This is a genomic window from Pantoea phytostimulans, assembly GCF_046118715.1.
In the GTDB taxonomy this organism is placed as follows: domain Bacteria; phylum Pseudomonadota; class Gammaproteobacteria; order Enterobacterales; family Enterobacteriaceae; genus Pantoea; species Pantoea phytostimulans.
The window spans coordinates 797,223-818,303 of record NZ_CP173698.1; the positions used below are offsets into that span (position 1 = coordinate 797,223).

The following is a 21,081-nucleotide window of genomic DNA, read 5'->3' on the forward strand; positions in this document are numbered from 1 at the left end:
ACGAGTTAACATTGTGTGCGGTTTTAATTGCTCATACAGATGGAGGTGGAAAATGAAACGTCATCATTCTCATGTGGCGGGTAATACCTTGATGGTGCTGGGACTATTAACCATGGTGCTGGGCGTCGGTTATTCGATTCTGAATCAGCTGCCTGCACTTAACCTGCCGCAGTTTTTAGCGCACGGTGCAATGTTCAGTATCTTCATTGGTGCGTTGCTTTGGTTAGCGGGTGCTCGCGTTAGCGGACGCGAAAAAATTGAAGATCGCTATTATTGGTTGCGCCATTACGGTGATAAACGTTGCCGCCGCTCGCGCCATTCCTCACATTAAATCACAGCACTGAGGGTGAGATATTGTTCAGTACGGTTTCTGCCGCTGGCCTTGGCGCGATATAACGCTTCATCGGCCAGCGCCAGTAATATATCGAATCGGCGTTCGCTGTCGTTAGATGAGGCAAAACCGATGCTCACGGTATAATTGATCGTATCGGGCTGAGAATTTTCCGTCGCAAGTCTCACGCGCTCACACCATAACCACGCTTCTGCTGCTGGTGCCGGAATAATTGCCGCAAACTCTTCCCCACCCAAACGGGCAAAACGGCCTTCTTTGGGCAACAACTGCTGTACTACCTCACAAAAATCAATCAGCACACGATCACCTTGCTGATGTCCAAAACGATCGTTGATGCTTTTGAAATGGTCGAGGTCAAACAAGACAGCCGTGAAGGCGATATTTTGACGTCGGCAACGTGCCACAATTCTCTCAGAGTCATTAAATAATGCGCGGCGGTTCCAGACGTTGGTCAGGGGATCGTGTAATGACGCGTGCTTGTGCGCGATCTGGGTACGCTCATTAACCATCGCCAAAATGGTGAATGTCAGGCCAATCACAAACAAGATGGATTCCAAAATGACATAGACCGAAAAAGTCGATCCGCCAATGGCACCTTTGAGTGGGCTGGCGGCAGCACTGTCGAGAAAAATACGCGCCAGATGAAACAGTAAGTGAATCCATAACAGCAGTTGAGCGGGCCAAAAAGTGACTTTGAGCGTAGCTCGCTTGAGCCACAAAAGATGTATCAGCGCGCATGTATAGATAATGCAGATGATGCATATCACGAACACGCGTTTGGGCAGCGAAAAGTAAAATGCAGGGAAGAAGCACAAAACTGCCCAGAGCAACCCGCCTAATAACCAACTGATTCCAATGGATTTTCCACAAAAAAGTCGAAAGGCATTAAGTAAGCCGCCATAGGCGAGCATCATCAGGATATTTCCTACTGCGACAGGTAAAAACTGCAAACCCATGCTGCGTAAGCTACTGAGGAAAACCGCGACAAGCGTTAAAATCAGTGAAAGGCAGGTGAAGCCCAATACGCGATCGTACTGCGACCCCATCCAGGCAAAAACCATGATGATACTCAAAAACCCCAGCACGTAGAGCTCGCATATAAACAAGGTATAAATGTCGAGGTTCATGGTGTTAGGCGTTCTCGTGAAAAGTGCCGAGCAAATTAACATTAATTAATTTGTGGCAAAAGCCTTGATGCCAGGCTGAGATGAAAAAAGTGATTGGCTTTTACAATAACGGTTTTGGTGAATAATTATCGCGGGAATATCAGATGAGAAAGCAGGTTAATACAGAGAACAATCGACGTAGCGTTGTGCTTTAAAAAGAAAAAACCGGGCGCGTGGCCCGGTTTAGCGAAGATTAATGCTCGAACATTGCCGAGATTGATTCTTCGTTACTGATGCGGCGAATCGCTTCGGCCAACATGCCAGACAAAGTCAGCGTACGGACGTTTGGCAGAGATTTCATCTCTTCAGACAGCGGGATGGTGTCGCAGACGATAACCTGATCGATCACTGATTTGCGCAGATTTTCCACCGCGTTGCCAGAGAAAATCGGGTGGGTAGCGTAAGCGAAAACGCGTTTTGCGCCGCGTTCTTTTAATGCTTCAGCCGCTTTGCACAGCGTGCCGCCGGTGTCGATCATGTCGTCGACCAGCACGCAATCGCGGCCAGCAACGTCACCAATAATGTGCATAACCTGAGAAACGTTCGCGCGAGGGCGGCGTTTATCGATGATTGCCATATCGGTGTCGTTCAGCAGTTTGGCGATAGCGCGAGCACGCACTACGCCGCCAATGTCCGGGGAAACAACAATCGGATTTTCCAGACCGATCTGCAGCATGTCTTCCAGCAGGATCGGGCTGCCAAATACGTTATCAACCGGGACGTCGAAGAAGCCCTGGATCTGCTCGGCGTGCAGGTCAACCGTTAGAACACGGTCAACTCCAACGCTGGAAAGGAAGTCTGCCACCACTTTGGCGGTGATCGGCACACGCGCAGAGCGCACACGGCGATCCTGACGGGCATAACCAAAGTAAGGAATGACTGCGGTAATACGACCAGCAGAAGCACGACGCAGCGCGTCGACCATCACAACCAGTTCCATCAAATTATCATTGGTTGGAGCACAGGTGGACTGGATGATGAAAATATCACCACCGCGTACATTTTCATTAATCTGTACGCTTACTTCACCATCACTGAAACGGCCAACTGCGGCGTCTCCCAGGCTGGTGTAAAGGCGGTTGGCAATACGTTGTGCTAGTTCCGGGGTGGCGTTACCAGCAAATAGCTTCATATCAGGCACGAGAAGAACCTCAGGCTTTGCGTCCAGAGAATGAACGTCATGACAGTAACCGGCGAATACAGTCATAGGCGTTCACACGGGTGTGTTAATGCGAAACGTGCAGTGTCTGGAACGTGGTGACACTGTCACGCAGTCGCTGGTCGCTCGGAAAGTGTACGCCGTAGCGGAGAGACATTAACACCTCTTGCTACAAAACCACGTACTCCTTTCGGAGCAAGTTCCAGCACCTGACGTGCGGCGGACTCGGTGTCAAATTCAGAAAACACGCAAGCACCGGTGCCAGTCAGGCGCGACGGCGCGTATTCTAGCAGCCAGGAAACAAGCTCATCAACCTCACGAAAACGTTTTCTTACCACTGCTTCACAATCATTGCTGAATGGAGCAGCTAAAAGCGCTGCTAAATCACGCACAGGCGTGTCACGCGTTAAGCCCGGATCATTGAACACTTCAGGCGTACCAATGCTGACGCCAGGATGTGCCACCAGATACCACTTTTCCTCAGGCTGGGCGGGCTGTAGCTGCTCACCAACGCCTTCAGCAAACGCAGCAAAACCTTCAACAAAAACCGGCACATCGGCACCTAATTGCAGGCCCAGTTTTGCCAGCTCGTCTGATGTTAAATTGCACTGCCATAAATAATTTAGCGCGACTAAAACTGTTGCCGCATTTGATGAGCCACCCCCTAAACCGCCGCCCATCGGTAACGTTTTCTCAATACTGATTCGCGCACCAGCCTGAGCAAGCAGTGGATTTGATGTCTCTGCAGCCTGTTTGAGCAGTTTAGCGGCCCGCACAATGAGGTTCTGCTCATCGGACACACCCGCAACCGGCGTCAATAAGCTGATGTTGCCGCTTTGGTCAGGTTCGATATGCAGTGTGTCACCATAATCAAGAAACTGAAACAGCGTTTGCAGGTTGTGATAGCCGTCAGGACGACGGCCAGTGATGTAAAGAAACAGATTCAGTTTTGCCGGAGCAGGCCAGGTAGTGATCATTGAACGGTCCAGCTGTCCATGCGCAATTTAATGCGTTGGTCGCCTTCTTTCAGCTCCAGATTAGCCGGCAGTGGTGGCGTGACCTTGCTGTCGTAATCCGAGATAGTGACCTGCCATTGTTGCCCATCACGGCTGTAGTTAAGGCTGCTTAGCTGATACTGATCGTTCAACTGATACGCTTTGCTGTCACCCGGTAAACCCATCATCCACTGACGCAGGTTAGCCAGCGGAATATCCATACCGGTTAATTGCGAAATCATTTTTTCAGCGTCAGTGCTGACGTAACGTTTGCCTTTGTTATCCACTAATTGCACCACCGAACCTTGCGCATCAAGCTGCAATTCAGTGCTGCCCAGCGGATTGGTTAACAGCAAGCGATAGCGATCGGGTGCGGTTTGCTGCCAGTTAAAACGGGCGTAGACTTTTTGCTTGTCCGATAAATAAGCAAACGCGCCGCGCGTCTGGTAATGCGTCACTTTTGTGACCGCTTGCTGATGCTGTTGCCACTGTGGCGCGGTAACGCTTGGCCCCGGACCTTGTTGCGGTTTGTTAACGCTACAGGCGGCCAGTAATACGCTGGCAAGGGGTAAAAGGCGCAACAGATTGCGTGGGGAATTAAGCATCAAGTGGTCATCTCCTCAGACACGTTTTTAATTCGTAACGGATAACGCTAACCATCCGCATTTAAGCAGTCAATGCTGTTATACGCGAAATTGCATACCTTCAGGTTAATCTTATTACAGTCATAGGCTTTGTATGGCTTTTCTTGATCTGTTGCATCTTGTAGAATGCGCCTCACAAAACCCTGACATTATTGGGACATCCCAACTCAAATCACCATGACGCTGCTCGCACTTGGAATCAATCACAAAACTGCCCCCATTGCTCTGCGCGAACGTGTATCGTTCGGGCCGGAGACGCTGGAGCAGGCTTTAAATAGCTTGCTCTCTCAGCCAATGGTGCAGAGCGGCGTGGTATTGTCGACCTGCAATCGTACCGAACTTTACCTGAGTGTAGAGCAGCAGGTTGATCTCCAGGAGCGTTTGGTGAGCTGGCTGTGTGAGTACCATCAGCTGGATGAGGATGACGTGCGTAACAGCCTTTACTGGCATCATGGCAACGAAGCGGTGAGTCATTTAATGCGCGTTGCCAGCGGTCTTGATTCGCTGGTGCTGGGTGAACCGCAAATTTTGGGGCAGGTTAAAAAAGCCTTTGCTGATTCTCAGCGCGGTCATGCACTGAGCAGTGAGCTGGAGCGCATGTTCCAGAAAACCTTCTCTGTTGCCAAACGCGTGCGTACTGAAACGGAAATTGGTGCTAATGCCGTTTCTGTGGCTTTCGCTGCCTGTACGCTGGCACGCCAAATTTTCGAGTCCCTTTCAACGGTCAATGTGCTGCTGGTTGGCGCAGGTGAAACCATTGAGCTGGTGGCGCGCCATCTGCGTGAGCATCAGGTTAAAAAATTAATTATCGCTAACCGTACCCGCGAGCGTGCTGAAACGCTGGCCGCGGAAGTGGGCGCGGAAGTCATTAGCCTGGCAGACATTGATTCACGCCTGGCCGAAGCTGACATTATTATCTCTTCCACTTCCAGTCCGCTGCCGATTATCGGTAAAGGCATGGTGGAACGTGCGCTGAAAGCGCGTCGTAACCAACCGATGTTACTGGTCGACATTGCCGTTCCACGTGATGTCGAACCGGAAGTGGGTAAACTGGCCAACGCCTACCTTTATAGCGTAGACGACCTCCAGGCGATCATTGAGCAGAACCTGGCGCAGCGCAAAGCAGCGGCGGTTCAGGCTGAAAGCATCGTGGTACAGGAGAGTGGCGAATTTATGGCCTGGCTGCGTGCACAAGGCGCAGTTAACACGATTCGCGAATACCGTTCACAGGCGGAAGACATTCGCGCTGAGCTAGAAGGCCGCGCATTGCAGGCCTTGCAGCAAGGTGCCGATCCGCAGAAAGTCATGCAGGAACTGGCGCATAAACTGACAAATCGCCTGATTCACGCACCAACCAAATCTCTTCAGCAGGCCGCCCGCGACGGCGATTCAGAACGCCTGCAGATTCTTCGCGACAGCCTGGGTCTCGAGTAGACAACTGGCTGTTGCCACCTGTTACGGGAATCCCACATTTAAATGAAAACCTCAATTGTTGCCAAACTGGAAGCGCTGCAGGAGCGCCACGAAGAAGTGGAAGCTATGCTGGGCAACGCGGCTGTGATTGCCGATCAGGATCGTTTCCGTGCGCTTTCGCGCGAATATGCACAACTCAGTGATGTCACTCGCTGCTTCCGTGAATGGCAGCAGGTGCAAGAAGATATTGAAACCGCCAAAATGCTGCTCGACGATCCCGAAATGCGCGATATGGCGCAGGAAGAGTTGCAGCAGGCGCGTGAGCAAAGTGAAACGCTGGAACAGCAGCTGCAAGTCTTGCTGCTCCCGAAAGATCCCGATGATGAACGCGCCTGTTTTGTTGAAGTCCGTGCAGGCACGGGCGGCGATGAAGCCGCGATCTTTGCTGGCGATCTGTTTCGTATGTACAGCCGCTACGCCGAAGCGCGTCGCTGGCGCGTAGAGATTGTCAGCGCCAACGAAGGCGAGCATGGCGGCTATAAAGAAGTGATTGCTCGCTTCATTGGTGAAGGCGCCTATGGCCGGCTGAAATTTGAATCAGGTGGTCATCGTGTGCAACGCGTCCCAGAAACCGAATCACAAGGGCGTATTCATACTTCAGCCTGTACCGTGGCGGTGATGCCGGAATTGCCAGAAGAAGAGATGCCAGAAATCAACGCGGGCGATCTGAAAATTGATACTTTCCGCTCGTCGGGTGCGGGCGGTCAGCACGTCAACACCACCGATTCTGCGATTCGTATTACTCACTTGCCAACCGGCATTGTTGTGGAGTGTCAGGACGAGCGTTCACAGCATAAAAACAAAGCCAAAGCACTGGCGGTGTTGGGTGCCCGTATTCACGCGGCAGAGATGGCAAAGCGTCATGCGGTAGAAGCCAATACGCGTCGCAACCTGTTGGGCAGTGGCGATCGTTCTGACCGAATCCGCACCTATAACTTTCCTCAAGGGCGCGTCACCGATCATCGTATCAACCTGACAATTTATCGTTTGGATGAAACCATGGAAGGCAAACTGGAAAGTCTGATTGAGCCTATCGTGCAGGAATATCAGGCAGATCAGTTGGCGGCGCTGGCTGGTCAGGATTAATGGATATTCGTCACTGGCTAAAACACGCGATTGCGACCTTATGCGGGGGTGACAGCCCAAAGCGCGATGCAGAGATTCTGCTGAGTTTTGTCACCGGCAAATCGCGGAGTTGGCTGATGGCATTTGATGAAACGTTGCTTAACGACCAACAGCTTACACAATTGGACGCGTTACTGCTGCGTCGAGCGCAGGGTGAACCGGTAGCGCATCTGATTGGCGAGCGAGAATTCTGGTCGCTGCCTTTGCGCGTCAACGATGCGACCTTGATTCCGCGCCCGGATACCGAAATTCTGGTTGAGCAGGCGCTAGTGCGTCTACCGGCTACGCCTTCTCGCATACTCGATCTTGGCACTGGCACCGGCGCGATTGCTCTGGCGATAGCCAGCGAACGTCCCGACTGTCAGGTGGTAGGCGTAGATCGTATCGAAGCGGCCATGGAGCTGGCGCAGCTTAATGCCGAACAGCTCGGACTTTCTAATGCTTCGTTTTCGCTGAGTCACTGGTTCCGCGACCTTGCCCCCAGCCGTTTCGATCTTATCGTTAGCAATCCACCTTATATCGATGCCAATGATATCCATCTCGGACAGGGCGATGTGCGCTTTGAGCCGCGCAGCGCCTTGGTGGCAGAGGAAGCGGGATTAGCTGATTTAAGAACGTTGATTGAACAAGCCCCGCATTGGATAGTCGCGGGCGGCTGGTTGCTGTTGGAACATGGCTGGCAGCAGGAACACGCGGTGCGCCAGTTGATGATTGAAAACGGTTATCAAGCCGTGGCAACGGCAAATGATTATGGCGGTAATCCGCGCGTGACCTTTGGTCAACTAGCAAATTAACAAGGAACTGACATGTTTGCTTATTATCCTCTGATCAAACATTTACACCTGCTCACGGTGGCGATCACTATCACACTTTTCCTGTTGCGTTTTTACTGGCAACGCAGCAGTTCTGCCATGATGATGCGCCGCTGGGTACGCATTCTGCCGCACGTTAATGACACTTTGCTGCTCATTACGGGCGTCATGTTAGTTATGATCACCCATTTTTACCCTTTTTCTCCGCAAGGAAGCTGGCTGACTGAGAAGCTATTAGGGGTTATCATCTACATCGCCTTAGCTTCCGTGGCACTGAGTCGTCGTCCGCGAACTGACCGCACCCGCTGGATCGCCTTTATTGTGGCGTTAATCGCGCTGGTGATAGTCATCAAGCTGGCGGTAACCAAAATGCCGTTATTGGGGATCGTATGACCGCCACCGAACAATTAGATTATAGCCAGACGCCGCTGTGTGAAGCGGTGATTGGTGCCACGCTTGCCATCCGCGCCGATTTCCCGGCGTTGTCAGTGGAAGCGCAACTGGCGGCCTTAGTGGCTGAAGCACGCGAGTATGTCAGCTGCGAAAAAGATGCCGATTTGCAACTCGAAAAGCTGCTTGAACTGTTTTATCGCCAATGGGGATTTGGCGGGGCAAGCGGCATATACAATCTTTCAGATGCGCTGTGGTTAGATAACGTACTGAAAACGCGTCAGGGTACAGCGGTGTCGCTGGGCGTCATTCTGCTGCACATCGCTGCCGAGTTAGAACTGCCGCTGATGCCGGTTATTTTTCCAACCCAGCTTATTCTGCGTGCCGACTGGATTGATGGTGACAAATGGCTGATCAATCCTTTCAATGGCGAAACGCTGGATAAACATACGCTTGAAGTGTGGTTAAAAGGCAATATCAGCCCAACCGCACGTCTGTATGACGATGATCTGGACGGCGCGAAAACAGTCAGCGTAATGCGCAAGATGCTCGATACGTTGAAAGCTGCATTGATGGAAGAGAAGCAGATGGAGCTGGCGCTGAATGTGAGCCAGGTTCTGCTGCGTATTGATCCTGATGATCCTTATGAAATTCGCGATCGCGGTTTGATCTACGCGCAGCTCGAGTGCGAACATATCGCGCTCACTGATTTAACGTACTTCGTTGAACAGTGTCCTGAAGATCCGGTTAGCGAAATGATTAAAGTTCAGATACACGCAATTGAACAAAAACAAGTGACGCTGCATTAAGGCGCCTTCACAGATAAGGAAAGGGCATGACACAGAAAGTCGTGAGTATTGGTGATATCAAGGTTGCAAACGATCTGCCGTTTGTACTGTTTGGTGGTATGAACGTGCTGGAATCACGCGATCTCGCCATGCGCATCTGCGAGCACTACGTAAAAGTGACCGAAAAACTCGGCATTCCTTACGTGTTCAAAGCTTCTTTTGATAAAGCGAACCGTTCATCTATTCACTCTTATCGTGGCCCAGGCCTTGAAGAGGGCATGAAGATTTTCCAGGAGCTGAAGCAGACCTTTGGCGTGAAAATCATCACAGATGTGCATGAAGCTTCACAAGCGCAGCCGGTTGCGGATGTGGTTGATGTTATTCAGTTGCCGGCATTCCTGGCGCGTCAAACCGATCTGGTTGAAGCGATGGCGAAAACCGGTGCCGTTATCAACGTGAAAAAACCGCAGTTCGTCAGCCCGAGCCAGATGGGCAATATCGTTGATAAATTTGCGGAAGGCGGCAACGATAAAGTGATTCTTTGCGATCGCGGCAGCAACTTCGGTTACGACAATCTCGTGGTCGACATGTTGGGCTTTAACGTGATGAAAAAAGTCACCAACAACAGCCCGGTGATTTTCGACGTCACGCATGCGCTGCAAACACGCGATCCGTTTGGTGCTGCTTCGGGTGGACGTCGTGCGCAGGTTGCTGAGCTGGCTCGCGCGGGTATGGCGGTTGGCATTGCAGGTTTGTTCATCGAATCGCATCCTGATCCCGCTAACGCGCTGTGCGATGGCCCATCAGCGCTGCCGCTCGACAAACTTGAGCCGTTCCTGGCGCAGATGAAAGCGATTGATGAGCTGGTAAAAAGTTTCCCGGAACTCGACACCAGTAAGTAATCAGCCGCAAAAAAGAAAAAAGAGCGAGAAATCGCTCTTTTTTTCGCGCTAACTAAGCTGCATCAGTCGGCTGAATTACAACATGATGGTAATCAGATAACCGGCAAACAGCGCCAGATGTGCTGCACCGTTCAACACGTTTGTGCGGCCGGTTGAGAAGGAAATCTGACACAGAATCAATGATGCCATCATGATCACCATTTGCGGTGGCTCAAGACCAAATATCAAATCCTGGCCGGTCAACGTAGCAATGATGGTTACCGCTGGAACGGTTAACGAAATAGTCGCCAGGACTGAGCCAAAGAAGAGATTCATGGCTCGCTGCACCTGATTCATCAACACCGCTTTGATTGCGCCTAAACCTTCCGGCGACAAAATTAACAGCGCCACCAGGAAACCGGTGAACTGCTGCGGTGCATTCCACTCTGAAAGTAAATACTCCAGCGTGTTGGCATTCATTTTGGTCACGGCAATCACGGCGATTAAATGGACGATCAACCATCCTGTATGCCAAACGTTGCTGTGTGCGGACGGTTTACCATGACTCGGGTCGCCATCGTCGCTGTCATCTTCATGTTCATAGACAAACAGACTTTGATGCCTCTTGGTTTGAATCAGCAAAAATACGCCATACATCGCTGCAGAAATGGCGGCAATAATCAGCGCTTGCGTCGTAGTAAAGTTACCGCCTGGCAGGGCATTGGGAAAGACCAACACCAAAATAGCCAGCGGAAAAATCGCAATCAAATATTGTTTAACGCCCGCCAGATTCACATATTGGGTAGCAAATTTGCGCCCACCCAGCAGTAAGGCAAAACCTACCAATCCACCGGTGACAATCATGACGATTGAATAGAGCGTATCGCGCATCAATCCGGGTGCTGCGTCGCCCGTTGCCATCAATGCCGAAATTAAACTCACCTCAAGGATCACCACCGACAAGCTGAGAATCAGTGATCCATAAGGTTCACCCAAGCGATGCGCAAGCACGTCGGCATGTCGTACTACGCTAAAAGCACTACTTAAAATAGCAATCAGCGCCAACAAGTTGATGCCAATAACGATTGGCATTGAAGTTTGTCCACTAAAAAAATAGAGGACACCCAGCGTGATGAGGGGAAATATCAGCCAGAATTCCTTGTGACGCGTTTTCTCATGTGTTGGCATTCACCATCCTCTTAAGCTGTTCAAATAGACGGAACGTGTTAGCGCACCCGTAAAATATAATGAAAATAATCAACTTAACCAGTTTAACTTTTAACCGTCATAAGATGTAAATATTTACTGGTTTTTACTTTAAGCAATAATTTTGTTAAAACGGAATTAAGAAGCTGTTATCTGATTTTAGTGATTATTAATCAGCAGGATGTGATTCTGCTATTTGCACTTATCAATCGATTAATCCTCTTGTTTAAGGTGGATTAATGCGTTTTATCTCGTTTAAATTTCGTTTAATAAGCTAAGGTCGTATTAACTCAAGTTTGAGATTTTCCCAACTTCGACCAAACTTAAAGTCGGTGTTAAACACAGGAGGAGTTATGCCTTACCGTAGCCGAAGTGGATTACCGGACAGCGTTAAGCATGTGCTACCCGCACATGCGCAAGATATCTATCAAGAGGCGTTTAATAGCGCTTGGTCGCAATATAAAGATGAAGAGGATCGTCGCGGCGATGACTCGCGAGAAGAGGTGGCGCATAAAGTTGCCTGGTCAGCCGTGAAAAAAGAGTACGAAAAAGGTGAAGATAATAAGTGGCATCCCAAGCATTGAGTGCTCATTCCCTTCGGGGCCAGAAAAATCTGGCCCTTTTTTATTTTTTTCCCAAAAGGTTCGCCTTCTTTTTTTATCTTGTGAGCACCATCACGCTTGTAACCCTCAATAAAAATGAATTACTGTCGTTTTATAGAACGAAGCGCGAGATCGCTTTAGGTCAGCACAAGAGGTGAGTCATTCAGACAGGACGTCAAACGTGTCGAGGAGGTCAGATTGTTAACTCGGGAATTTTTATTAAAAGCGGATTGTAAAACGTCGTTCGGTGATATCGAAGAGACGTTGTTATGGAGTTGCGAGCAGCGTGCGGCTTCACTGGCGGCCACATTGGCATGCCGTCCCGATCACAGCCCGGTATGGATCTTCGGCTACGGCTCTCTGATGTGGAACCCTATTTTTGAAGCGGATGAAGTCGCATCCGGTTCACTGGAAGGCTGGCATCGCGCCTTTTGCCTGCGTTTGATTGCGGGGCGCGGAACATCAAGTCATCCCGGTCGCATGTTAGCGCTGAAAGAGGGCGGCAAAACCAGCGGATTGGCCTTTCGTTTGCCGGAAGCACGCCTGCATGAAGAGCTGGCGTTGCTGTGGAAGCGCGAGATGATTACCGGTTGCTATTTGCCTACCTGGTGCGAACTCGCTTTGGATGATGGTCGTAGCGTAACGGCGTTGGCGTTTATCATGGATCCGCGTCATCCGCTGTATGAATCCGATTCTTGCCCGGATGCGATTGCCCCCTTAATTGCCGCCGCGACTGGGCCGCTCGGCTCCAATGCGCAATACCTGTTTTCACTGGAGCAGGAGTTGGCAAAGCGCGGGATGGAAGAGGAAAACTTGAGTCGGCTGGCGCATCAGGTGCGGGCGCTGCAATCTTGTTGCAATCAGGCGCAAGGATAACTGACCGTTTGCGTGTGCTGCCCGGTTGACTGAATCAGGAAATTGTTTGGTTAAAGAGGGCGATAATGCTTCCGTTTAAGAAAAACTCGCCTGAAGAGTAAAGCGCCAACGAGTCGGCGATTTGCTCTTCATCAGGCAAGCTTTTTTCACTAAAAGGTTAAGCGTTAATTTCCTGGGTTAATTAACCAGGTGCCTGGTTTATCAATGGTCAGAGATTGCGTGTGCGTGATGTTGCCTGCATGCACTTCCAGGCGATATTGGCCCGCAGCCAGATTCAATGCCGCAAAACCGCTGCTTCCCGGCTTCACTTCAAGCGGTTGACCATTCAACACGATGCTTTCACCATTCCCCAGCTTGAGATAAACCGTGGCCAAAGCGACAGGCACGGCGGCAACGCTGCTGGAGGCTGGCGAGTTTGCCGAGGTCGTTGGCGCTACGGATGTGTTCTCAGCCACTGGGGCAACGCTGCGCTTATTCACCATCCATGTTACGGCAATGACAGCCAGCAATGCCACGCCAGCGATGCCTAACAAACCCGGCGACAGGCGACGAACGTTGCGAGGCGTGACTGGCTCAATGATGGATGCGCCGTGATTGACCGCCATCACCACCGGTTCAGGTGCGTCAACGGGCTCTTCAGCCACAACTACCGGCGCAGGCGGCATATCCGCCGCAGCTTGCAGGCTGTTAACCACGGCTTCAACGTCGCTGACCGGCAAGTCGATCAGGGCAGCGAATGCATCTACGCTCTGCGGACGATCGCCTGGCTTCATCGCTAATGCGCAATCTACCGCGTGCAACAGCGACAGCGAAAAACCTTCCAGCTTGCGCTCAACCAACGGGAGATAGTTATCTTCAATGCAGCGCACTACGCTCACCGGTGGCGGATTACCGGTAATCAGGCTGTGTAACACCGCGCCCAGCGCATAGATATCGGTCCAGGGACCTTGTTCCACTTCGCCTTCTTCACTGTATTGCTCTATCGGCGCAAAGCCGGGTTTGAGCATGATCTCGGTTTCATCCGATAAATTGCCAATCTCTTTGCGCGCTGATCCAAAGTCGAGCAACACCGGCAATTGATTATCTTGAATCTGGATATTATCGAGCGAAATATCACGGTGAAGATAACCCGCCTGATGAATGGTATTAATGGCGCCTAACAGCGGCGGCAACAGGCGGCGAATCCAGGCTTCCGAAATCGATTCAGGGCTGGTTGTCTGCCACTCTTTGAGCGTCATGCCGCTGTAATAGAGCGTGCCCATATACGCGGTGCCGTTCTCTTCCCAAAAGCGCAAAACGTGCAGCAAGCCGGGATGATTAAAACGCGCCAGCAGACGAGCTTCCTGAATAAAGCTGTTCAGTCCGGCATTAAATAATTTTTGAAAACGCTCGCCACGCAGTTCAAGTGACAAATCCGTGGCGCGTTGCGCCAGTGAAACCGGCATGTATTCTTTGATTGCGATGGTGCGTTCTAACTGATGATCCCATGCGCGGTAGACAATGCCGAAACCGCCACCACCAATCACTTCCTTGATCTCAAACTCATTAAACCGGTAACCGTCAGGCAGAGCATTCGGAACCATTTTTTGATTATCATTAGCCGACATAGTGAACTCTCTGAACACGCCTGTTCGCCAGGCTGCGCGGTAATTAATTGATGTTACGCCAGGCACCGATGGCCGGATCAACCAGATCCGCGTGCAGGGTGTCGATGAGTAACACATTCACTTTTTGCTGTGGCATAAAATGCGGCCCCCAAAGGGCACGCAAGGTTTCAACTCGCGATTTCACCGCGTTGGCGTCTTGCTCTGCAGTACTCTTTTCCATCTTCACCAATAAGGTGCCATTAAAGCGCCAGAGATGCTGTTTTGCATCAAAGGGCAAAATCAACCAGCTATCGGTAGCATCCGGACGCGTAACTATCATGCGTTGATTATTGGCGGCGACCACCTCTAACGGACTGCCGCTAATGGATAAATTAGCGATCGGGTAACCTTGATAAAACGTAACCGGCACATTCACGGACTTTCCTGTTCCCGCCAGGGTCAACTCACTTTTGCCTTCTACCCAGCCGTCTGGTGAACACTGCTGTTTGCGGACATCAGGAATAAACATCGATTCTGCATTATCATCCCACGCGGTGCGAAAATGACAGCCGCTGGGCAGATCAAAGTGCTGCAATGGCGTGCTGTCAGCCGGACGCGATAAATCGAGTGGGGCGGCATTGCTGTCGCTGGCGCTCGTGGTGGCATCAGCCATGACAATGGGGCGCCAGTTTTGTAATTTGCTGGCGCTGCCGCTGGCTAAAACGCCGCCATCTTTGTCCGTCATTTGCCACGGCACAACATCAAGCGTGCCGCATTGGTTAGCTAACAGCGTGCCAACACGCGGTAAAAAAGTGGTAAGAACCGCCGAATCTTTGCTCTTACCCGAAACGATGCGCAACGGCAGCGTCTCTTTACACCAGTCGTCAGGCGCTTTGCTCACCACATTATCGATATAGACTTCCAGCGCCAGGCTGGGCGAATAAACCACACGATAATTTTCCGCCTGCACGTTAAAGGCAATCAGCAGGGTGGCAATGCCGGGCAACCACAATTTCATATGAATCCTTGGAATCAATAACGAGGCGGCAGAAAACGAGCCGAATCAGCCAGCGAATAGAGCAAGGTGGCCTCTTGAGGCTCACCAATCCAAACAGCCAAAGCACTGAGATTATCTTTTTTAACGCTACGGCTCACCGCGCCTTCCATCAGCGCCAACCACTCTTCGCAAGCGTTAACCATGCGTAACGCTTGTTCCATCTCATTGGTGGTCAGGTTAAGCCAAAACCCATCGGTGCAGACTAAAAAGGCGTCACCATCTTCAAGCTGAATTTCATCAGAAAAACTCACCGGACGAGACGGGGCTGCACCGAGCGCATTATAGAGTAAATTACTGTTAATGCCGGTATTTTCATAGCCTGCTTCTTTGAGCTGTTGCGCCAGACTGTGGTCACGCGTCACCTGATGTAGCATGCCGTGACGAAAGTGATAAACCCGGCTGTCACCTGCATGCGCCCACCATGCGCGCTGTTGTTCACGGTCAATAAACAGGACCGCAAGCGTGGTGCTCATGCGTGAAAATTTCGGATTTTTTCCTTGGGCTTCATGCAGTAATGCCCGACAGTGTTCAACGGCCCGCTGGGTAAACGCGGGCGAAAAATCTTCACACGCTTTGAGTTGATTGATCAGGCTATCACGCACCAGTTGGGCCGCTTTGTCACCGCCAGGTAAACCAGCAACACCGTCGCACACCACAAAGCAGGCTTTACTGTCGTCGAGTTCAGCACCGGTACGATCCTGATTTTCATCGCGTAAACCCTGCTGGCAGCGGCTGGCAAAAACAATTTTCATGCTTCATCCACTCGCGTCTGAGAATCTTTGTACTGGTTGACTTCCATGTCATAGGCATGAAGAAAGGCTTCGCCAAACAAGGTGTGGAAGTCATCTTCAATTTCGCCTGCGGTGCGCTGATAGTTACGCATGAAATAGTCCCACAGCGCGGCTTTTTTGAGGGTGGAGAATGGCAGCTTCGGCAACATACCATCAACGCGCGCTTGTTCTTCCAAACGTTGCGGATTAAAGGATTGCAGCATGGCGGCAATAATGGCGCGAATACCGGCTATCATGCCTAGCTGGTGCGCCTGCAAATCCACCAGCGCATCGCGCACCGCCTGTTCCGGCGGCATAAAACCAGGCATCTGGCTTTGATACATTTGCATCAAAACGGTTTTACCTGAGGGCAAAATTTTGAAGGGATTATTGGCCTCGTTGAGGATCATCGTCATGTCAGCTTTCACGCCGCGCTTAAGAATAGAGCGCGATGACATTAAGGCAACGGTACCTTGCGAAAACAGGCTTAACATACGGCCGGTAATGCGCATCTGTTCCTCATCAATCGGCGTAGCATGGCCGTTGTTCAGACCCATGCCTTCCAGCAGCGCGGCGATCAGTTTGTCTTGATCGTAAGGCTGCGTATGAGACTGACGCTGCGGTTCATTCGTTTGGGGATCAATTGCCAGACGTGCGTCGCTGTGGCGCTCATGACGTGTAGGGCTGCTCTCCGTTTCCACCGCCAAGGCATCGACATCATGCTGTTCACCAATGCCCAATGGATTGGTGAGTTGCGCAGCTTCAGCGCTGAAGAATGCCAGCGGATCGTCTTTGCTTTCATGACTGCGTGCAGGATCGCGCACTTCCAAAGCATATTCGCCAATACGCAGCGCATCACCGTGCTTGAGATGCACCTGCATTCCGCGCCCCAGCGTGACACCGTTATGTTCAACCGGCGTGACGCTGCCTTGATTGGTCAGGCGGCACTCGCCTTCGTTGGAGAGGTGCACCAACGCCTGTAAACGTGAAATTGCCCGCGATTCATCAGGCAAGACCAGATCGTTATCCTGACTGCGTCCAATAGTCCCACCGGGCGGAAGGAACGCCACGGTTTTCATCGGAACCTCTGTAGTGCATTGCACAATGGTAAATTGCATGGGTCATCCCGTATTGAAGGGCAAACGCAACCGGCCTCACTCAAACATTGGTGGATAAAGGCCATTACGTCCCGGCTGTGCACCTGCCGCCGGGTTAAAGAGTAACGAAAACAGATCTGCAGTCAGGTTGCCGCTGTGCTTGTGAGTGGCATGCACGAAACCATCACTGCGATTACTCCACCAGTAACTCATGTGCTGCTGGGGATCGAAACGTTCCGCCACTTCACGCCAGCTGAGCGTGCAGGGCAGATCCTGAAAACCAATCACATCCATGATGTCTGACGGCTGCTTTACCGGCACCAGCAACGGGGGTAAGCGTTGAATATGCTGCTCTAGCTGTTCGGCATTCAGCGGCTGTTGTACCGCCTGTAGCAAGGTCGCGCCGAGATCCTGAAACCAGTCACCGGAAATAGTCAGCTGCGCCGGGTGCCATTGATTCAGTGAAAAGCTGTGCAGCGCCACCAGCGGCCAGGCGCGGCCCACGCGATCGCACGAGGGCAATAAACACCCCATCTGAATCTGCTGCCTGCCCGGCGTTATTGGCAAAACAAAATTCCACACCGGTGCGCGCAAAAAAGCCGCGCAGTTGGCATTTTCTTGCATATGCCACTGTATCAAACCCTGCTGAAACCAGTGGCTCCAGGGCGTGATGTGCTTCTCGCTGAGTCGATGATGTAGAAAGTCGCCTGTTGAAGGCAACTTGCCATACCAGCCGGGAACAGTATACGCAGCCATGTTCACCTCACCATTACTCGCTATGCAGGGTCAATCGCTCTCCAACGCGCAAAGGCGTTACGGCAAGCGTATTGCTATCGTGACCCGCATTTTTCAGATTTTCCGCAAGTTTACGCATCATCAATGCGTTATCGCGCGCATAAGGCGAAGATTGAATTTGCTGATCCAGCAACTGACTCAGATGCCAGTCAAGCTGCTGTAAATCACGGGCGCTGACATTATTGGGCAGCGTGCGTTGCAAATTCTGTAACAGCCAGGCGCGCAGAAATTCTCCATCATAATTACGCGGCTCATAAAGCATTTGATAGGCGCGTAATGCATTTCGGCTATAGGTATTGTCATCGCCTGGATCGCTACGCAGCAGATTCGTTACCTGCTGAGCCACACGCGGCAGCAGTAAAGACTTAAGCGCATTTTGATAAAGCACCCACGCGGCGTCACTCACTTGCGTACCGCGAAATAAGCCAACCCGCATAGTAAGCGGCGGATTATCGAGAGAAAACTTATCCGACAGCGGCAGCTTCACCAGGCTATTTAGAAAGGGTAGCAGATCGAAAATATTATCGGCTGGCTGATGAATCACTTGCTGACTTTGTTGGATAATTGGCGCGACGCGCGTTTCCACCAGCTGCAAGTAGTGCTGATTTTGATAATAGCTGAGTGACCACAATCCAGACAAAATCAGTAAGGCTCCCGCCAGCACGCCGTAGCCAATCCAGTGGAAAAGTTGGTTGCGGTATTCCCAGTGGCGGTTGCTGCCAGCCAAACCGCTCTCTCTAAAGATCAATGTGCTGAGCAGATCGCGAATAAAGAAGCTCTGGCCTTTGTTACCGGGAATAGGGCTGCTGCGATTGACGCTATCCCAGGCCGCAATTGAATGATCGCCTGGCTGGCGCAGTTGCAGCTTGCGGCTCAACTCCCCCATGACACGATCAAACGGCAAGCCTTCCTGGGTGCCGCTGGTAAAGAACAGGCCGCGCGGACTCCACGCGACGGCATCTTTATGATCGGAAAAAACAATATCGAGATATTCATTCAGTAAAGGGCGCAGTGAAGCGAATTCTTGCGGAAACAAGAAAGATTCAGCCCGCTGATTCAGATCGCGCTCTTGCGCCATATGCTGCGCTAATTGCTGCTGAAGCTGTTGCTCAAGACGGTGATATTGCTGCGAGAAATTGGCGTGCCAGTCATCCTTGTTCGGCTTGCCCAATTCCCAGTTAAAGGTAAAGCCCCAGATAGCGTCACGTTGTGACTTGTCGATAGCGCCAAAAAAGCTCATAAAGCCTTTCAGCAAATCGGTCTTTGTCACCATCACATAAACAGGAAAATGAATGCCGGTATGTTGATGCAATTCCGCCATGCGTTCACGTAGCGCCGTTGCCTGAGCAAAACGCGCTTCAGCAGAGTCACTCAACAGATCGGCGACGCTGATAGTCATGATCACACCGTTAATCGGTTGTCGGGTGCGATAGCGCTTCAGTAAATTGATAAAGCTGCGCCATTCGCTGGCATCACGAGCGCGCTGACTCTCCTGCAGGGCATAACGTCCAGCGGTATCGATTAACACTGCGCTATCGGTAAACCACCAGTCACAGTTGCGCGTGCCACCCACGCCGCGAATCGCGTTTTTGCCAAAACTATCAGTCAGGGGAAATTCCAGGCCCGCATTTAACAATGCGGTGGTTTTACCGGCGCCTGGCGCGCCCATGACTAAATACCACGGCAACTGATAAAGATAGTTGGCGCTGACTCTGGATAGCCAACTGCCGCGCTGGCGACGGCCAAACTGGGCGCGTTTTAACTGCGTCGCCGCGTCACTAAAGCGTTGGTTGAGCAACTCTTCCGTAATCTGGCGTTCAGCCGGATCGTCGCTGTCTGAAAGCTGCAGTTGCGTCAGTAATCGGCTATTGAACCAGGCACGATACAAGGACGGAAGCAGTTGAAACAGCACCCACAAGACGATCAGCGCGCCGACAGTTAATTGACGATTCAGCGCGGGTTCCAGCGGGCGCGTATCACCCCATACCCAGAGCGGGCCAAGCATCCATAGCAGACAGCTCAGCGCGGTTACGCCAATAAAACTCCACAGCAGCCGATGAGTTAAAAGCAAGCGAACGGAAGCGCGCATTATTGAGCTCCTTGATGATTACTGAGCGTTTCGGGCGCGGCAAACAAGGTAATTTCAACGCGACGGTTGCGGGTGCGGTTTTCACTGCTGTCATTGGGCAACAGCGGATCGCTGTCACCGCGGCCCTCAGAACGAATGACGTGTCCATCGGCGAGTTGAACCTGCATTAATTGCGTCACTGCACGAGCGCGGGCGAAAGAAAATTCATAACTTGAGGCGAAACGGCTGTTGTCGACCGGACGATCGTCAGTGAACACCGACACCAAAATCGTTCCTTTCACGTCCTTCATCGCTGCGGAAACACGCGCCAGCAAGGCACGACCCACAGGATTGATTGCCGTGCCTTCGGCGGCAAATAGCTTGTCAGCAGGAATAATCACTTTACTGCCGAACGCGCCATCGCTGACTTCCAGCTGGCCGGCAGCAATGACATCATTAAGACGCTGGCGCAAATCCAGCAGCGCCTGAGGTGAAGAAGGGCGGCGACCTACCGTAATTTGCGGCAAAGGCGTCTGATAGATAGCGCGCAGCAATGGCTCAGCAGCGTTGCCTAATCGCCAGTTCAGGCCGCTGTATATCAGGCAGGCGATTAATGCCACCAAGGTGGCGCAGGCCCAGAGCGGCACCATCGGACGTGCCAATGTGCTGACCAGCGGGTGCACCACCACTAACGGTGCAGGTGTCACGCTACGCTGCGCACGGGTTTCATCGATTAAGGTTGCCAGACGTTTGCGAATGCCTTCGCATTGGGCGCGGCCACTCTCATTACCGCGATAGCGGCCTTCATAACCAAGTAACAGGCAATAATGCACCACTTCCAGTAGCCAAAGATGTTGCTGTGGACTTTGAGAGATGCGCGAGAGCAGCTGGAAAAATTTTTCACCACCCCAGCTTTCGTTATGAAATGTCACCAGCATGCCGTTGCCGGACCAGACGCCGCGCGTACCCCAAGGCGTTTGCGCCGCCGCCTCATCCAATGCGCTGCACAGGCAGTATCGCGCGCCAATGATCATCTCAAAGGGCAAGCCGGCTTGTTTACAGCGCTGTTCAAACTGACGAATTTCATCGATAAGTGACTGGCGTAGACCGGCAGGATCGTCATGCGTAGCCGCCTGACGAATTTGCACTACAGCGTTCAGCAAAGGCGCTGCAGCATTCAGTAATAGATTCTCATTGCCTGAGGTAGTTGCCTCACGCGCAGGGGATTCCACAGTCATT

At 51.7% G+C, this 21,081-nt stretch carries 21 protein-coding genes; 9 read left to right on the plus strand and 12 right to left on the minus strand.

The window, feature by feature from the left end; translation table 11 throughout:
- The first annotated feature begins 52 nt into the window (after window positions 1-52).
- On the plus strand, window positions 53-331 hold the full coding sequence (gene ychH, locus ACF2G4_RS03835) for a stress-induced protein YchH (RefSeq protein WP_215846991.1): 279 nt from the start codon (window positions 53-55) through the stop codon (window positions 329-331).
- Here the strand turns inward: ychH and ACF2G4_RS03840 are convergent.
- The 4 genes from ACF2G4_RS03840 to lolB form a co-directional block, all read right to left on the minus strand.
- Window positions 328-1,479, minus strand: coding sequence for a GGDEF domain-containing protein (locus ACF2G4_RS03840; protein ID WP_409075542.1), 1,152 nt, complete (start codon window positions 1,477-1,479; stop codon window positions 328-330). The two genes, ychH and ACF2G4_RS03840, sit on opposite strands and share 4 nt — an antisense overlap.
- A 232-nt stretch (window positions 1,480-1,711) precedes the next feature.
- Window positions 1,712-2,659, minus strand: coding sequence for a ribose-phosphate diphosphokinase (gene prs / locus ACF2G4_RS03845; protein ID WP_006118899.1), 948 nt, complete (start codon window positions 2,657-2,659; stop codon window positions 1,712-1,714).
- A gap of 125 nt (window positions 2,660-2,784) precedes the next feature.
- Window positions 2,785-3,654: a 4-(cytidine 5'-diphospho)-2-C-methyl-D-erythritol kinase gene (ispE, locus tag ACF2G4_RS03850; RefSeq protein WP_243078110.1), complete on the minus strand. Its 870-nt coding sequence runs from the start codon at window positions 3,652-3,654 to the stop codon at window positions 2,785-2,787.
- Entirely contained in the window at window positions 3,651-4,277 is a 627-nt protein-coding gene (gene lolB / locus ACF2G4_RS03855) for a lipoprotein insertase outer membrane protein LolB (RefSeq protein ID WP_243078109.1), read from the minus strand. Before lolB ends, ispE begins: the two co-directional genes overlap by 4 nt.
- A gap of 216 nt (window positions 4,278-4,493) precedes the next feature.
- Between lolB and hemA the strand changes: the two genes are divergently transcribed.
- The 6 genes from hemA to kdsA are packed head-to-tail and all read left to right on the plus strand — an operon-like array spanning window position 4,494 to window position 9,806.
- Window positions 4,494-5,750, plus strand: coding sequence for a glutamyl-tRNA reductase (hemA, locus tag ACF2G4_RS03860; protein WP_215846989.1), 1,257 nt, complete (start codon window positions 4,494-4,496; stop codon window positions 5,748-5,750).
- 42 nt (window positions 5,751-5,792) lie between these two features.
- Entirely contained in the window at window positions 5,793-6,875 is a 1,083-nt protein-coding gene (prfA, locus tag ACF2G4_RS03865) for a peptide chain release factor 1 (RefSeq protein ID WP_215846988.1), read from the plus strand.
- Complete coding sequence (gene prmC / locus ACF2G4_RS03870; protein ID WP_409075543.1) at window positions 6,875-7,708, plus strand: peptide chain release factor N(5)-glutamine methyltransferase; 834 nt, start codon at window positions 6,875-6,877, stop codon at window positions 7,706-7,708. Before prfA ends, prmC begins: the two co-directional genes overlap by 1 nt.
- 12 nt (window positions 7,709-7,720) lie before the next feature.
- Entirely contained in the window at window positions 7,721-8,119 is a 399-nt protein-coding gene (locus ACF2G4_RS03875; protein ID WP_215846986.1) for a SirB2 family protein, read from the plus strand.
- Window positions 8,116-8,925, plus strand: a complete 810-nt coding sequence (gene sirB1, locus ACF2G4_RS03880) for an invasion regulator SirB1 (RefSeq protein WP_215846985.1) — start codon at window positions 8,116-8,118, stop codon at window positions 8,923-8,925. Before ACF2G4_RS03875 ends, sirB1 begins: the two co-directional genes overlap by 4 nt.
- 26 nt (window positions 8,926-8,951) lie before the next feature.
- Window positions 8,952-9,806 carry a 3-deoxy-8-phosphooctulonate synthase gene (gene kdsA / locus ACF2G4_RS03885; RefSeq protein WP_243078107.1) on the plus strand — a complete coding sequence of 285 codons (855 nt, stop codon included), beginning with the start codon at window positions 8,952-8,954 and terminating at the stop codon, window positions 9,804-9,806.
- A gap of 75 nt (window positions 9,807-9,881) precedes the next feature.
- On the opposite strand, the gene chaA is transcribed toward kdsA, so the two are convergent.
- Complete coding sequence (chaA, locus tag ACF2G4_RS03890; RefSeq protein ID WP_409075544.1) at window positions 9,882-10,973, minus strand: sodium-potassium/proton antiporter ChaA; 1,092 nt, start codon at window positions 10,971-10,973, stop codon at window positions 9,882-9,884.
- 371 nt (window positions 10,974-11,344) lie between these two features.
- Between chaA and chaB the strand changes: the two genes are divergently transcribed.
- Window positions 11,345-11,575 (plus strand): putative cation transport regulator ChaB, encoded by a 231-nt coding sequence (chaB, locus tag ACF2G4_RS03895; RefSeq protein WP_332627718.1) that lies wholly within the window; start codon window positions 11,345-11,347, stop codon window positions 11,573-11,575.
- Window positions 11,576-11,791: 216 nt separating this feature from the next.
- Window positions 11,792-12,469 (plus strand): gamma-glutamylcyclotransferase, encoded by a 678-nt coding sequence (locus tag ACF2G4_RS03900; RefSeq protein ID WP_243078106.1) that lies wholly within the window; start codon window positions 11,792-11,794, stop codon window positions 12,467-12,469.
- Between the two features lie 164 nt (window positions 12,470-12,633).
- Here the strand turns inward: ACF2G4_RS03900 and ACF2G4_RS03905 are convergent, their stop codons facing one another.
- The 7 genes from ACF2G4_RS03905 to icmH are packed head-to-tail and all read right to left on the minus strand — an operon-like array spanning window position 12,634 to window position 21,080.
- A complete protein-coding gene (locus ACF2G4_RS03905; protein WP_215846982.1) occupies window positions 12,634-14,076 on the minus strand; it encodes a serine/threonine-protein kinase in 1,443 nt (480 codons plus the stop codon).
- 43 nt (window positions 14,077-14,119) lie between these two features.
- Complete coding sequence (locus tag ACF2G4_RS03910; protein WP_409075545.1) at window positions 14,120-15,073, minus strand: hypothetical protein; 954 nt, start codon at window positions 15,071-15,073, stop codon at window positions 14,120-14,122.
- A 14-nt stretch (window positions 15,074-15,087) separates the two neighbouring features.
- Window positions 15,088-15,864 carry a PP2C family serine/threonine-protein phosphatase gene (locus ACF2G4_RS03915; protein WP_215846980.1) on the minus strand — a complete coding sequence of 259 codons (777 nt, stop codon included), beginning with the start codon at window positions 15,862-15,864 and terminating at the stop codon, window positions 15,088-15,090.
- The gene (gene tagH / locus ACF2G4_RS03920) at window positions 15,861-17,000 is read right to left on the minus strand and encodes a type VI secretion system-associated FHA domain protein TagH (RefSeq protein WP_243078104.1); all 1,140 of its coding nucleotides are present in this window, start codon (window positions 16,998-17,000) and stop codon (window positions 15,861-15,863) included. Before tagH ends, ACF2G4_RS03915 begins: the two co-directional genes overlap by 4 nt.
- A 36-nt stretch (window positions 17,001-17,036) precedes the next feature.
- Entirely contained in the window at window positions 17,037-17,735 is a 699-nt protein-coding gene (gene tagF, locus ACF2G4_RS03925; protein ID WP_215846978.1) for a type VI secretion system-associated protein TagF, read from the minus strand.
- 13 nt (window positions 17,736-17,748) lie between these two features.
- Window positions 17,749-19,863: a type VI secretion system membrane subunit TssM gene (gene tssM / locus ACF2G4_RS03930; protein ID WP_243078103.1), complete on the minus strand. Its 2,115-nt coding sequence runs from the start codon at window positions 19,861-19,863 to the stop codon at window positions 17,749-17,751.
- Complete coding sequence (gene icmH, locus ACF2G4_RS03935) at window positions 19,863-21,080, minus strand: type IVB secretion system protein IcmH/DotU (RefSeq protein WP_215846977.1); 1,218 nt, start codon at window positions 21,078-21,080, stop codon at window positions 19,863-19,865. The genes tssM and icmH overlap by 1 nt, the downstream gene beginning before the upstream one ends.
- Window position 21,081: the final 1 nt, after the last annotated feature.

Bases quoted from the DNA above. Each gene is read 5' to 3' on its own strand.
- ACF2G4_RS03910 (WP_409075545.1), bottom strand. From the start codon at position 15,073: ATGAAATTGTGGTTGCCCGGCATTGCCACCCTGCTGATTGCCTTTAAC.
- sirB1 (WP_215846985.1), top strand. From the start codon at position 8,116: ATGACCGCCACCGAACAATTAGATTATAGCCAGACGCCGCTGTGTGAA.
- ychH (WP_215846991.1), top strand. From the start codon at position 53: ATGAAACGTCATCATTCTCATGTGGCGGGTAATACCTTGATGGTGCTG.
- tagF (WP_215846978.1), bottom strand. From the start codon at position 17,735: ATGGCTGCGTATACTGTTCCCGGCTGGTATGGCAAGTTGCCTTCAACA.
- ACF2G4_RS03875 (WP_215846986.1), top strand. From the start codon at position 7,721: ATGTTTGCTTATTATCCTCTGATCAAACATTTACACCTGCTCACGGTG.
- kdsA (WP_243078107.1), top strand. From the start codon at position 8,952: ATGACACAGAAAGTCGTGAGTATTGGTGATATCAAGGTTGCAAACGAT.
- ACF2G4_RS03905 (WP_215846982.1), bottom strand. From the start codon at position 14,076: ATGTCGGCTAATGATAATCAAAAAATGGTTCCGAATGCTCTGCCTGAC.
- tssM (WP_243078103.1), bottom strand. From the start codon at position 19,863: ATGCGCGCTTCCGTTCGCTTGCTTTTAACTCATCGGCTGCTGTGGAGT.
- tagH (WP_243078104.1), bottom strand. From the start codon at position 17,000: ATGCAATTTACCATTGTGCAATGCACTACAGAGGTTCCGATGAAAACC.
- lolB (WP_243078109.1), bottom strand. From the start codon at position 4,277: ATGCTTAATTCCCCACGCAATCTGTTGCGCCTTTTACCCCTTGCCAGC.
- prfA (WP_215846988.1), top strand. From the start codon at position 5,793: ATGAAAACCTCAATTGTTGCCAAACTGGAAGCGCTGCAGGAGCGCCAC.
- ispE (WP_243078110.1), bottom strand. From the start codon at position 3,654: ATGATCACTACCTGGCCTGCTCCGGCAAAACTGAATCTGTTTCTTTAC.
- hemA (WP_215846989.1), top strand. From the start codon at position 4,494: ATGACGCTGCTCGCACTTGGAATCAATCACAAAACTGCCCCCATTGCT.
- ACF2G4_RS03840 (WP_409075542.1), bottom strand. From the start codon at position 1,479: ATGAACCTCGACATTTATACCTTGTTTATATGCGAGCTCTACGTGCTG.
- icmH (WP_215846977.1), bottom strand. From the start codon at position 21,080: ATGACTGTGGAATCCCCTGCGCGTGAGGCAACTACCTCAGGCAATGAG.
- chaB (WP_332627718.1), top strand. From the start codon at position 11,345: ATGCCTTACCGTAGCCGAAGTGGATTACCGGACAGCGTTAAGCATGTG.
- ACF2G4_RS03915 (WP_215846980.1), bottom strand. From the start codon at position 15,864: ATGAAAATTGTTTTTGCCAGCCGCTGCCAGCAGGGTTTACGCGATGAA.
- chaA (WP_409075544.1), bottom strand. From the start codon at position 10,973: ATGCCAACACATGAGAAAACGCGTCACAAGGAATTCTGGCTGATATTT.
- prmC (WP_409075543.1), top strand. From the start codon at position 6,875: ATGGATATTCGTCACTGGCTAAAACACGCGATTGCGACCTTATGCGGG.